The 12,294-nt window shown below is 66.2% G+C and carries 11 protein-coding genes and 2 tRNA genes; 4 read left to right on the top strand and 9 right to left on the bottom strand.

Translation table 11 applies throughout. The features are described 5' to 3' along the window. Nucleotides 1-10: 10 nt before the first annotated feature. Nucleotides 11-1,435, bottom strand: coding sequence for a 3-isopropylmalate dehydratase large subunit (gene leuC / locus ACFPU0_RS05875; RefSeq protein WP_377691867.1), 1,425 nt, complete (start codon nucleotides 1,433-1,435; stop codon nucleotides 11-13). A gap of 219 nt (nucleotides 1,436-1,654) precedes the next feature. On the opposite strand from leuC, the gene ACFPU0_RS05870 reads away from it, so the two are divergent. Together ACFPU0_RS05870 and ACFPU0_RS05865 are read left to right on the top strand one after the other, a co-directional pair. Next, a complete protein-coding gene (locus ACFPU0_RS05870) occupies nucleotides 1,655-2,542 on the top strand; it encodes a LysR family transcriptional regulator (RefSeq protein WP_377691866.1) in 888 nt (295 codons plus the stop codon). Between the two features lie 112 nt (nucleotides 2,543-2,654). After that, nucleotides 2,655-6,335: an EAL and GGDEF domain-containing protein gene (locus tag ACFPU0_RS05865; protein ID WP_377691865.1), complete on the top strand. Its 3,681-nt coding sequence runs from the start codon at nucleotides 2,655-2,657 to the stop codon at nucleotides 6,333-6,335. Between the two features lie 148 nt (nucleotides 6,336-6,483). On the opposite strand, the gene ACFPU0_RS05860 is transcribed toward ACFPU0_RS05865, so the two are convergent. After that, nucleotides 6,484-6,930 carry an Hsp20 family protein gene (locus ACFPU0_RS05860; RefSeq protein ID WP_377691863.1) on the bottom strand — a complete coding sequence of 149 codons (447 nt, stop codon included), beginning with the start codon at nucleotides 6,928-6,930 and terminating at the stop codon, nucleotides 6,484-6,486. Between the two features lie 112 nt (nucleotides 6,931-7,042). Here ACFPU0_RS05860 and ACFPU0_RS05855 point away from each other — a divergent pair, with 112 nt between their 5' ends. Further along, nucleotides 7,043-7,789 carry an SDR family oxidoreductase gene (locus tag ACFPU0_RS05855; RefSeq protein WP_377691862.1) on the top strand — a complete coding sequence of 249 codons (747 nt, stop codon included), beginning with the start codon at nucleotides 7,043-7,045 and terminating at the stop codon, nucleotides 7,787-7,789. Nucleotides 7,790-7,810: 21 nt separating this feature from the next. On the opposite strand, the gene ACFPU0_RS05850 is transcribed toward ACFPU0_RS05855, so the two are convergent. Beyond that, nucleotides 7,811-8,785 (bottom strand): tRNA dihydrouridine synthase, encoded by a 975-nt coding sequence (locus ACFPU0_RS05850; RefSeq protein WP_377691861.1) that lies wholly within the window; start codon nucleotides 8,783-8,785, stop codon nucleotides 7,811-7,813. A 127-nt stretch (nucleotides 8,786-8,912) separates the two neighbouring features. On the opposite strand from ACFPU0_RS05850, the gene ACFPU0_RS05845 reads away from it, so the two are divergent. Then, on the top strand, nucleotides 8,913-9,305 hold the full coding sequence (locus ACFPU0_RS05845; protein WP_377691860.1) for a hypothetical protein: 393 nt from the start codon (nucleotides 8,913-8,915) through the stop codon (nucleotides 9,303-9,305). 3 nt (nucleotides 9,306-9,308) lie between these two features. On the opposite strand, the gene ACFPU0_RS05840 is transcribed toward ACFPU0_RS05845, so the two are convergent. From ACFPU0_RS05840 to ACFPU0_RS05815, 6 genes are all read right to left on the bottom strand, one after another. Then, on the bottom strand, nucleotides 9,309-9,758 hold the full coding sequence (locus ACFPU0_RS05840; protein ID WP_377691858.1) for an acyl-CoA thioesterase: 450 nt from the start codon (nucleotides 9,756-9,758) through the stop codon (nucleotides 9,309-9,311). After that, entirely contained in the window at nucleotides 9,755-10,405 is a 651-nt protein-coding gene (locus ACFPU0_RS05835; protein ID WP_377691857.1) for a bifunctional 4-hydroxy-2-oxoglutarate aldolase/2-dehydro-3-deoxy-phosphogluconate aldolase, read from the bottom strand. The genes ACFPU0_RS05840 and ACFPU0_RS05835 overlap by 4 nt, the downstream gene beginning before the upstream one ends. Before the next feature lie 100 nt (nucleotides 10,406-10,505). Further along, nucleotides 10,506-11,348, bottom strand: a complete 843-nt coding sequence (locus ACFPU0_RS05830) for an alpha/beta hydrolase (RefSeq protein WP_377691856.1) — start codon at nucleotides 11,346-11,348, stop codon at nucleotides 10,506-10,508. An 11-nt stretch (nucleotides 11,349-11,359) separates the two neighbouring features. After that, nucleotides 11,360-11,899, bottom strand: a complete 540-nt coding sequence (locus ACFPU0_RS05825) for a TetR/AcrR family transcriptional regulator (protein ID WP_377691855.1) — start codon at nucleotides 11,897-11,899, stop codon at nucleotides 11,360-11,362. Nucleotides 11,900-12,068: 169 nt separating this feature from the next. Beyond that, a tRNA-Glu gene (locus tag ACFPU0_RS05820) sits at nucleotides 12,069-12,144 on the bottom strand. Between the two features lie 61 nt (nucleotides 12,145-12,205). Continuing rightward, a tRNA-Ala gene (locus ACFPU0_RS05815) sits at nucleotides 12,206-12,281 on the bottom strand. Between the last annotated feature and the right edge of the window lie 13 nt (nucleotides 12,282-12,294).

Raw genomic sequence — 12,294 nt, 5'->3', positions numbered from 1 at the left:
CTCTCCTTCCTTACTTGAGCAACTCGCGAACATCGACGAAACGACCGGTCACCGCGGCGGCGGCGGCCATGGCCGGGCTGACCAGGTGGGTACGGCCACCGGCGCCCTGGCGCCCCTCGAAGTTGCGGTTGGAGGTGGACGCGCAATGCTCGCCGCTCTCCAGGCGATCCGGGTTCATCGCCAGGCACATGGAGCAGCCCGGCTCACGCCATTCGAAGCCGGCCTCGATGAAGATCTTGTCCAGGCCTTCCTTCTCGGCCTGCTGCTTGACCAGGCCCGAGCCCGGCACCACCAGCGCCTGTTTGACGGTCGCGGCGACCTTGCGGCCCTTGGCCACCTCGGCGGCGGCGCGCAGGTCTTCGATGCGCGAGTTGGTGCAGGAGCCGATGAACACGCGGTCCAGCTGGATATCGGTGATCGCCTGGTTGGCGGTCAGGCCCATGTACTTCAGGGCGCGCTCGATGGAGCCGCGCTTGACCGGGTCGGCCTCGGCGGCCGGGTCCGGCACGCGCTGATCGACCGGCAGCACCATCTCGGGCGAGGTACCCCAGCTGACCTGGGGAATGATGTCTTCCGCGCGCAGTTCGACCACGGTATCGAAATGCGCGTCGGCGTCGGACACCAGGTCGCGCCAGGCGGCCACGGCCTTGTCCCAGTCGGCGCCCTTGGGCGCGAAGGGGCGGCCTTCGACATAGGCGATGGTCTTCTCGTCCACCGCCACCAGGCCGACGCGGGCACCGGCCTCGATGGCCATGTTGCAGATGGTCATGCGGCCTTCGACGGACAGCTCGCGGATGGCGCTGCCGGCGAACTCCAGGGCATGGCCGTTGCCACCCGCGGTACCGATCTTGCCGATCACCGCGAGCACTATGTCCTTGGCGGTGACGCCGGTGGGCAGCTTGCCCTCCACGCGCACCTGCATGTTCTTCATCTTCTTCGCCACCAGGCACTGGGTGGCCAGCACGTGTTCGACCTCGGAGGTGCCGATGCCGTGGGCCAGGGCACCGAAGGCGCCATGGGTGGAGGTGTGGGAGTCGCCGCAGACCACGGTCATGCCCGGCAGGGTGGCGCCCTGCTCCGGGCCCACCACGTGGACGATGCCCTGGCGCACGTCGTTCATCTTGAACTCGAGGATGCCGAAGTCATCGCAGTTCTCGTCCAGGGTCTTGACCTGGATGCGCGAGACTTCGTCGGCGATGGCCTCGAGGCCGCCCTGGCGCTCGGCACGGGTGGTCGGCACGTTGTGGTCCGGGGTGGCGATGTTGGCATCGACGCGCCAGGGCTTGCGCCCGGCCAGGCGCAGCCCTTCGAAGGCCTGCGGCGAGGTCACTTCGTGGAGGATGTGTCGGTCGATGTAGATCAGCGACGAACCATCGTCGCGGCGCTTCACCTCGTGAGCATCCCAGAGCTTGTCGTAGAGCGTCTTGCCGGCCATCTTCAGGTCCTCATCAGCTTGCTTCGTTGCGCAGGGGTCGAATGCCCCTTTTGCTTGTGGGGTCGATCCTAGGGGCTTGCATCGAATAACTCAAATTCATATTTTTTATCCAAAGGATTCCATTCTGGAATAGAAATAAGCTACAACCTTCACGCCGTGAGCAAGCCTCCCTACCGCCCCGCTTGCGGCTTGAAAACCTGCCGCCTGGAGCTCAAGAAATTGGATCTCGCCAGCCTCAACGCCTTCATCGCCATCGCCGAAACCGGCAGCTTCTCCGAAGCGGGGGAACGCCTGCACCTGACCCAACCAGCGGTGAGCAAGCGCATAGCCTCCCTCGAGCAGCAGCTCAGCGTGCGGCTGTTCGACCGCCTCGGCCGCGAGGTGAGCCTGACCGAAGCCGGGCGCGCCCTGCTCCCCCGGGCCTATCAGATCCTCAATGTGCTGGACGACACACGCAGGGCCCTGAGCAACCTTTCCGGCGACATCAGCGGCCGCCTGACCCTGGCCACCAGCCACCACATCGGCCTGCACCGCCTGCCGCCGCTGTTGCGCGCGTTCACCAAGGCCTACCCGCAGGTGGCGCTGGACATCCAGTTCCTCGATTCGGAAGTGGCCTACGAGGAGATCCTGCATGGCCGTGTCGAACTGGCGGTGATCACCCTGGCCCCGGAAACCGCGCTGCCGGTGCAGGCGGTGCCGGTATGGAACGACCCGCTGGACTTCGTCGCCGCGCCGGAACACCCCCTGGCCCGCGACAAGACCATCTTCCTGCCCGACGTGGCGCGGCATCCGGCGGTCTTCCCCGGCGGCAACACCTTCACCCACCACATCGTCCGCCGCATGTTCGAGGCCGAGGGCCTGACACCGAACATCGCCATGAGCACCAACTACATGGAAACCATCAAGATGATGGTCTCCATCGGCATCGCCTGGAGCGTGCTGCCGCGCACCATGCTCGACGACTCGGTGGTGCGCCTGCCGTTGCAGGACATCCAGCTGTCCCGCCAGCTCGGCTACATCCTGCACACCGAACGCACCCTGTCCAACGCCGCCAAGGCCTTCATGGCCCTGCTCGACGCCCAGCGCGACAACCTTGCGTACCTGTAACGGCAAAGGCTAAGTTCAGGCGCACTGCATAAATACAGGGTCGGGAAGACGCCGGCAGCGGTCCGTCATTCACCGACCCGATCATCTGCCCGATCGCCGGAAAGGGGCGCGCATGCGCAAAGCCAGTGACCCGAATCCTCCGCTTCCCCATATCCCCGCCCTCGACCCCATCGCCTTCGAGCAATCCTGGCAGGACGCTCCCAGCCTGCTGGCCGCACTGAACGGCGCACGGCTGGGTGCCTGGTCCTGGGATATCGACAGTGGCCGGGTCAGCTGGTCCCGCGGCGCCCAGGCACTTTTCGGCCTCGACCCGCACCAGTCGCTGAGCGAAGCGGTCGACTACATCCAGCTGATTCCGGAAGACGATCGCGGCGAAGTGCTGCGGCAGTTTCGGGAAGCCCTGGCCGGGCGCCAGGCCGAGCGCGCATTGCGCCACCGCATCCGCTGGCCGGACGGCAGCCTGCGCTGGCTGGAAGTCAGCGGCAGCCTGCAGCCGCAGGCCGGCGGCAGGCAACAGATGATCGGGGTGATACGCGACGTCACCACGCAACAGCAACGCGCCCAGGATCTCGCCAGTTCCCAACGGCGCTACTCCAGCCTGTTTCACCTGAGCCCCGACGTGGTACTGCTGGTTCGCCTCAGCGACAGCCTGATAGTCGAAGCCAACCAGCATTTCGAAAACCTGCTCGGCTGGCCGGTTTCCGAAACCATCGGCCGCACCACCCTCGAACTGGGTATCTGGCACGACCTCGGCCAGCGCGAATGGCTGCACCGCAATGCCCGCGGCAGCAGCGCTCCGCTCTGCCAGGAAGTGAAACTGCGCACCCGCGCCGGCGGCGTTCTCGACGGCGTGCTGTCCAGCCAGTACATCGAACTGGAAGGCCAGCCCTACCTGATCAGCACCTTCCTCGACACCACCGAACGCAAGCGCGCCGAGCATGCCCTGCGCATCAGCGAAGAGAAGTTCGCCAAGGCCTTCCGCAGCACTCCGGACGCGGTGGTGATCACCGATCGCGCCAGCGGTCGCTTCATCGAGGTGAATGCCGGCTTCGAGCGCCAGTTCGGCTGGAGCAAGGACGAAACCATTGGCCGCAGCTCCCTGGAGCTGGGCATCTGGGAAGACCCGGCGCAACGCCAGGTGATGCTCGACACCCTCCAGCGGGACGGCAGCCTCAGGGATCTGGAAGTCAAGCTGAAACACCGCGACGGCCAGCTCGGCATCTGCTTGCTCTACGGCGAGGAGATCGAACTGGACGGCCGCACCTGCCTGGTGTTGACGGCCCGCGACATCACGCGGCAACGCGCCCAGGAAAAGGCCCTGGACGAAAGCCGGGAACGTCTGACCCTGGCCCTGGAGTCCGCCGAACTCGGCACCTGGGACTGGCATATCGCCGATGGCATGCTCTATGGCTCCGCCCGCGCCTCGGCCCTGCATGGTCTGGACGAGAAGCCTTTCGAAGGGGAGTTCCGCGAGTTTTTCGTCTGCGTGCCGGAGGAGGACCGCCAGAGCATGCGGCGCGCCTACCAGGAACTGCTGGAGGGGCGTGGCAACGAATACCAGGTGACCTATCGCAGCCGCTTCAGCGATGGCGAGGTGCACTACCTGGAAAGCACCGCCAGGCTCTACCGCGACGAGTCAGGTCTTCCCTTGCGCATGACCGGCATCCTCATGGACATCAGCGAGCGGGTGCGCCGCGAACAGCGCCTGGCGGCCTCGGAGGAGAAATTCGCCACCCTGTTCCAGGCAAGCCCGGACCCTATCTGCGTCTCGCGCATCCGCGACGGTGTATTCATCGAAATCAACCCCAGCTTCAGCGAAGTGTTCGGCTGGCAACCGGAGCAGATCATCGGCCGCAGCGGCCGCGAGGCGAATTTCTGGGCCGAGCCCGAGCAGCGCAAGCAGCTGTTCGGCGAGCTGCTGCGCGACCAGGGCCTGGACAATGTCGAGGCGCGCTTCCTGACCCGTGGCGGCCGCGTGCTGACCTGCGTGGTATCCAGCCGCTTCATCCGCGTCGAGCGCCAACTCTGCATCACCACCACCTTCCGCGACATCACCGCGCGCCAGCAGGCCGAAGCTGCCCTCAAGGCCAGCCAGGAGAAGTTCGCCAAGGCATTCCACTCCAGCCCCGACGCCATCACCATCACCGAGCGCGATACCGGCCGCTACATCGAGGTCAACGAGGGCTTCTGCCGCCTGACCGGCTACCGCGCGGAAGAGGTGCTGGGTCGCACCGCCGGCGAGATGAAGATCTGGGCACGACCGCAGGAACGGGACCAGATGATCGAACTGCTCCAGCGCAATGGCCGGGTGCACCACCTGGAGATGCTCGGCCAGCACCGCGACGGCAGCCAGAAGGTAGTGGAGGTCTCGGTGGAGCAGATCGACCTCGAGGGTACGCCCTGCCTGCTACTCACCGCCCGCGACGTCAGCGCCCTGAAGGACGCCCAGGCGCAGATCCGCCACCTGGCCTACCACGACCCGCTGACCAACCTGCCCAACCGCGCCCTGCTGACCGACCGCCTGACACAGCAGATCGCCCTGCTGCAACGCCACCATATGCGCGGCGCCCTGCTCTTCCTCGACCTCGACCACTTCAAGCACATCAACGACTCCCTCGGCCATCCCCTGGGCGATGCGGTGCTGCAAATGGTCACCGCCCGCCTGGAGGCCAGCGTGCGGCTGGAAGACACGGTTGCGCGCCTGGGCGGCGACGAGTTCGTGGTACTGCTCACCGGCCTGGAGGGCAGACGCTCCGAGGTCACCCGCCAGGTTCGCGTGATCGCCGACAAACTGCGCCAGCTACTGGCCGAACCCATGCTGCTGGACGGCCACCGCCTGCAGGTCACGCCGAGCATCGGCATCGCCCTGATCCCTGACCACGGCGCCAGCCCGGCGGACCTGCTCAAGCGCGCCGACATCGCCCTGTACCGCGCCAAGGACTCCGGCCGCAACGCCATCCAGATTTTCCGCAGCACCATGCAGGACGCCGCCAGCGAGCGCCTGCGACTGGAGAGCGACCTGCGCCTGGCGCTGGCCCGTGGCGAGTTCGAGCTGCACTTCCAGCCCCAGGTGGATGCCCGCGACAACCGCGTGGTCGGCGCCGAGGCCCTGCTCCGCTGGCAGCACCCCACCCTCGGCGCGCAATCGCCGGCGCAGTTCATCCGGGTGCTGGAAGAGAGCGGGCTGATCCTGGATGTGGGTGCCTGGGTGCTGGCCGAGGCCTGCAACGCCTGCGAACAACTGGTGGCCGAGGAACTGGCCGATGCCAGCGACTTCAGCCTGTGCGTGAACATCAGCCCCCGCCAGTTCCGCCAGAGCGACTTCGTCGAACGGGTCGAGCGCAGCCTTGAACGGGTCCGCCTGCCGGCACGGATGCTGAAGCTGGAAATCACCGAAGGTGTCGTCATCCAGAACCTGGACGACACCGTCGGCAAGATGCGTCGCCTGAAGAAGCTGGGGGTGAGCTTCGCCATGGACGATTTCGGCACCGGCTACTCGTCGCTGACCTATCTCAAACGCCTGCCGGTGGACGCCCTGAAGATCGACCAATCCTTCGTCCGCGAGGCCAGCAAGGACCCCAACGATGCCGAGATCATCCGCGCCATAGTGGCCATGGCCCGCAGCCTGGGGCTGGAAACCATAGCCGAGGGCGTGGAGCGCGTCGACCAACTGGCCTTTCTCGAGCAGCAGGGCTGCCACCTCTACCAGGGCTACCTGTACAGCAAGCCGCTGCCCCTGGCCGAGTTCCGCGCCCTGCTGGCCCACAGCCTGCAGCGGTCAACGCCAGTCTGAAACCCTTGATGGTGCGCATGGCGCACCCTACGCCAAGGTCGTGCCCGACAGGGTGCGCCGTGCGCACCGAAACCCGGGTGCCGAGGCGAAACACGCCAATGAAAAAGGGCGCCCGCAGGCGCCCTCTTCCGGTTTCAGTGGGTGACCATCAGTTTTCCAGCACGGCGCGCTGCCCGTTGATCGGGATGCGCTTGGCCTTGGCCTCTTCCGGTACCACGCGCACCAGGTCGATGTTCAGCAGGCCATTCTGCAAGGCGGCACCCCTGACCTCGATATGGTCGGCCAGGCGGAAGGACAGCTTGAACGCGCGCTGGGCGATGCCGTGGTGCAGGTAGGTGACGGCGTCGTCGGTCTTCTCGCGCTTGCCGCCGCTGACCGCCAGCACGCCACGCTCGACCTGCAGGTCCAGGTCTTCTTCCTGGAAGCCGGCCACGGCTATGACGATGCGGTACTGGTCGTCGCCATGCTTCTCGACGTTGTAGGGCGGATAGGTGCTGCCGGACTCATTGCGCAGGGCCGACTCGAACAGGTCGTTGAAGCGGTCGAAGCCCACGGAATGACGGAACAGGGGGGCGAGAGAGAATGCAGTGCTCATGATGATCTCCTGAATAATCAGCAAGTGTTTCGATCGCGGGACCCGACTTCGGCATCCCGCAGTAACCTAGATAGGGACGCCCGAACGCAATTCAAGTCTTCGAGGACATTTCATGCAGAAAGTCATGCTGATCACCGGTGCCAGTCGCGGCATCGGTGCCGCCACCGCCCGGCTCGCCGCACAGCGCGGCTACGCCCTGGGCATCAATTACCGCCAACAGCGGGAGGCGGCCCTGGCACTGGTGCGCGAGATCGAGGGGGCGGGCGGCCGCGCCCTGGCCCTATGTGCCGATGTCGGCGACGAAGCCCAGGTAGTGGCGATGTTCGAACGCCTGGACCGGGAATTCGGCAGGCTGGATGTGCTGGTGAACAACGCCGGCATGCTGGAACGGCAGATGCGCCTGGAAGACATGGATGCCGCCCGCTTCGAGCGCGTGCTGAGGGCCAATGTGATCGGCAGCTTCCTCTGCGCCCGGGAAGCCATCAAGCGTATGTCCACGCGCCATGGCGGCCCGGGTGGCGCCATCGTCAACCTGTCCTCCATCGCCGCCCGCATCGGCGCGCCCAACGAATACATCGACTACGCAGCCGCCAAGGGCGCCGTCGACAGCATGACCCTGGGCCTGGCCAAGGAACTGGCCAGCGAGGGGATTCGCGTCAATGCCGTGCGGCCGGGGGTGATTCGCACCGAAATCCATGCCAGCGGTGGCGAACCGGACCGGGTCGAGCGGGTGCGCCAGGCCGTGCCCATGGGACGCGGTGGCGAGGCGGAGGAAGTGGCCAGCGCGATTCTCTGGCTGGCCAGCGAAGAGGCCTCCTATACCAGCGGAGCCTTACTTGATGTGGCGGGCGGGCGCTGACCCCCTGCCCTCACAAGCGCCTCAGACGGCCTCGGCCCATTCCCGCTCCAGGTGCGGCACCCCGAGCAGCCCATCGATCCGCGCGCAGTCGTTCTCCCGGCGCACCTCGGCGAACAGCGCCACCGCCTCGGGATAGCTACGGGTGAGCATGCCCAGCCATTGCTTCAGGCGCCCCGGCGCATAGCGCGGCGCCAGCTTGCGCCGGGCCTGGCGCCAGAAGTCCTGGAGCAGCGGCCGGAGCTCGCCCCAGGTCATTTCCCGCACCGGCTCGCCCGAGCGCGCAGCGGCGATCTGCCGCGCCAGGTCGGGGCGCGAGACCAGGCCGCGGCCAAGCATGATGTCTTCCACGCCGCTCACCTCGCGGCAGCGACGCCAGTCGTCCAGGGTCCAGACCTCGCCATTGGCGAAAACCGGCACCTTGACCGCTTCCTGCACCCGCGCCACCCACTCCCAGTGCGCCGGCGGCTTGTAGCCCTCGACCTTGGTCCGCGCATGCACCACGATCTGCTGCGCGCCTCCTTCGGCCAGGGCCCGTGCGCAGTCCAGGGCGCCATCCGGGCTGTCGAAACCGAGACGCATCTTCGCTGTCACCGGGATGCCCGCCGGCACCGCACGGCGCACCTCGCAAACGATGGCATGCAGCAGTTCCGGCTCCTTGAGCAACACGGCGCCGCCACGGGACTTGTTCACCGTCTTCGCCGGGCAGCCGAAGTTGAGGTCGATCACAGGGGCGCCCAGTTCACAGGCGAAGGCAGCGTTATCGCCGAGGCAGACCGGGTCGGAACCCAACAGTTGCACACGCATCGGCGTACCGGCGCGGGTGCGCGCGCCCTCGGCCAGTTCCGGGGCCAGCTTCTCGAAGGTGCTGGCCGCCAGCAGGCGGTCGCAGACCCGGATGAATTCGGTCACGCACCAGTCGATGCCGCCGACACGGGTCAGCACATCACGTAGGATCTCGTCGACCAGCCCCTCCATCGGGGCCAGGGCGATTTGCATGGATGACAGGCTCGCAGGAAAAAAGGCGCGTAGTTTACGCAGCATGACGGACGGCGAATATCCCGGGGAGCATCCGGCGGGACTGGCGGTCGAATTCTCACCGATTCGGCGCAGGAGAACTGCCAGGATGAATTCCCTCGTACCCGTCCTTGCCGCGCTTACACTGGCCACCACAGCGGTATTCGCCGCCAGCGAAGCGATCATGTCGCCCCCGCTGCAACCGGCGCCGGACGCCTTTGGCGAACTGCTGGTCAGCCGCGATGAGAACGCCCCGAACGCCTGCGACATCGACCTTTACGTACAGGACGAGCTGGTGGCGCAAATAGCCCCCGGCCAGTCGGTGAGCATTCCCGTGCTCGCCGGCGAGGTGACCCTGCGGGTCAGCCCGAAGGGCTCGGGCCATTGCACGGATCAGCCCGACAGCGGCGCACAGTCGGCCATCATCCAACCCGGCGAGATCCGCCACCTGCGCATCGTGCAGAACGAGGGCGAGGTATTCCTCGCACCGGCGGCGGACTGAGCCTCAGAGCTCCAGCGGGAACGGCGGTTGCACGGCCCGCCCATAGCCTTCGATGAACTCCACCGGCATACGCTTGGGCCTGCCACTGGAGAGTTCGATGCAGACGAAGGTGGTCCTGGCCCGCAGCAGGGTTGTGCCATCTCCCGGGCGCAGCAGCTGGAAACGCCGGTCCATCTTCAGGCGCTGGTCCGATTCGACGATCCAGGTGGCCATCTGCAGCTCCTGATCCTCGTAGGCCGCGGCCAGGTAGTCGATTTCATGCCGCAACACGGCCATGGCGCGGTCCAGGCGGCGGTATTCGGCCAGGTCCAGGCCCAGGCTCTGGGAATGGCGCCAGGCGCAGCGCTCCAGCCAGCTGACGTAGACCGCATTGTTGGCGTGGCCGAGACCGTCGATGTCCTCCGCGACAACCTTGATATCGATGACGAAAGGATCGGGCATATCCCAGTTCATGAATGGAGCTCCAGGCTGCTGGCCAGTTCGCGGGCTTCGGCGGCGAGTTGGGTGATCTGGTCCCAAGCGCGGGCGCGAATCAGGCTGGACGGCGCGATCCAGGTGCCACCGACGCAGACCACGTTGGGCAGGCGCAGGAAGCTCAGCAGGTTGTCCGGAGTCACACCGCCAGTGGGGCAGAAACGGATGCCGGTGAAGGGGCCCTTGAGGCTTTTCAGCATCTTCACGCTGCCATTGCCATTGGCCGGGAACAGTTTCAGCGAGCGGTAGCCGTACTCCAGCGCCAGCAGGACCTCGGACGGCGTTATCACGCCGGGCAGGTAAGGCAGGCCGGAGTCCTCGGCAGCCGCCGCGAGGCGTTCGGTGCAGCCCGGGCTGACGGCGAAATGCGCTCCGGCGTCGCGCGCCTCGATAAATTGTTCGGTGTGGATCAGGGTGCCCGCCCCCACCAGCAGGTCCGGGAACTCCTTGCGGATCGCCGCCAGCGCATCCAGCGCGCGCGGCGTACGCAGGGTCACTTCCAGCACTTCCACGCCCCCAGCGCTCAGCGCCCCCGCGAGGTCCAGGGCGAGCCCGGTATCCTCGATCACCAGCACGGGCAGAACCGGTCGCGCCCGCTGCAGCACCACATCCATCGTCAGGCTCATCTCAGCTCTCCCATTGCAATGTTCCCGACCCCGTGTCCCGGGTCAGCGAACCTGGGAAGTAGAGCACTGACGGCAGGTCACCTGCCAGCCCCACCGAGGCTCAACGCAGGACGTCCATCGCGATGCGGGGCTCACCAACCTGTGCCAGCAACCCGAGCACCGCCGCGATCAGCCGGGCGTCGGCCAGCAGACGCTGATGGCCGCCCTGCTCCAGGCGCAGCAATTGGCTGTCGAACCAGGCATCGTGGATTACCCGGGCATCACCCACCGGAACCACCGGGTCATCCTCGGCATGAACCACCAGGCCGGGAATGTCCAGCTGATAGCGCTGTACATCCAGCTGCGCCGCCAGAATACCCGCATGGCTTTCCACCTGACTGACGAAATGCGCCCTCGCCCTGGGCGGCAGCCCCATGAAGCTGGCGAAGCTCCGCAACGGCCCCAGAATGCGGCTTGGCGCGGAAATGCTCACCAGGGCCCTGGCACGCAGCCCCATCTGGCTGGCCAGCAAGACGCTCGCGCCGCCCATGGAATGCCCGATCACCGCCTGCAATGGCGGCAGCTCGCCGGCGGCCTCCAGCAAGGCCCGGGCGAAGAGCACCACATTGGCTTCGCGCCCCGGCGAGCGGCCATGGGCAGGAGCATCCAGCGCCACCACGCCGTAGCCCGCCCCGACCAGGGCCTCGATCAGGCTGGCGAATTGGGTGGGACGTCCTTCCCAGCCATGCATCAACAGTACGGTCGGACCACTGCCCCAGCGCAAGGCGGACAGGCCGAAGCGCAGGGTTATCCGCTCGGAGCTGCCGAGCAGCGGCATTTCCCAGTCCCGCGGGGGCAGGTTGCGCGGCGTCATGAACTGGCGGCGCATGCGCCGGGCGATAGTCTTCGGCGCCAGGCGGCCCAAAGTGGCATGGAGTCCGCGGATCAGGCTCAGGTTGTTCATGGTTCCGTTCCTCAGATGACCGCCGACTTGGCGGCACGCAGTACTCGATCGGACAGCTCGCTCTCACCCAGGGCTCGAGCCAGGGCCATGCCACCCACCATCAGGACGATGTCGGCAAGAGCCTTGTCGACCTCCTCGGGGCGCTCGCACATCTGGGCACTGAGCAGCTCCAGATGCTCCGCCAGCAGCTCCCTGTATGCTCCCGGCAGCTGCGGCACCGCACTCAAGGAACTGGGCAGCGGGCAGCCTGTGCGATTGGCGTCCCGGTGCTTGCGCGACAAGTAGAAGCCAGCGGCCAGCGCGCGCCGTTCCTTGCCGGGAAGACGCGGGTCGACCAGCGCCATCAGGTCGCGGCGCTTGCGCAGCAGCTGCTCGAAGACTTCCAGCATCAGCGCATCCTTGCTGCCGAAATGGGCGTAGAAGCCACCCACCGTAAGCCCGGCGGCGGCCATCACATCCGCTACGCCGGGCTCCTGCGGGCCGTGCTGCAACAAGGCTGAAGCGGCAGCCTGCAGAATGCGCTCACGGGTCTGGGCCTTTTTGTCACTCATGACGACCTCCCATAAAATTACACATATAATATTATATGCGTAATTCAAACTGACAAGCCGGCTGCTGCACCATTCGTCGGCGTCGATTTTTTCAAGGGAGGGAAAAACAAAAGGGCCATCCCAAGCTGGAATGACCCTTGAAAAGCCCGCAGTGCGGGAAACTTGAAAGTGGCGTCCCCTAGGGGACTCGAACCCCTGTTACCGCCGTGAAAGGGCGGTGTCCTAGGCCACTAGACGAAGGGGACAGAACCTTCGAACAGCAGGGCCAGCACCAGGCTGACCCTGAGCGATGCATGCGCATCGAATTGGTGGAGCTAGACGGGATCGAACCGTCGACCTCTTGCATGCCATGCAAGCGCTCTCCCAGCTGAGCTATAGCCCCGAATCGCTTCGGC

Source organism: Pseudomonas sp. GCM10022186 (genome assembly GCF_042656385.1).
GTDB lineage: Bacteria > Pseudomonadota > Gammaproteobacteria > Pseudomonadales > Pseudomonadaceae > Metapseudomonas.
The sequence above is the reverse complement of the archived record's forward strand: the minus strand, read 5'-3'. Positions and strand labels throughout refer to the sequence as shown.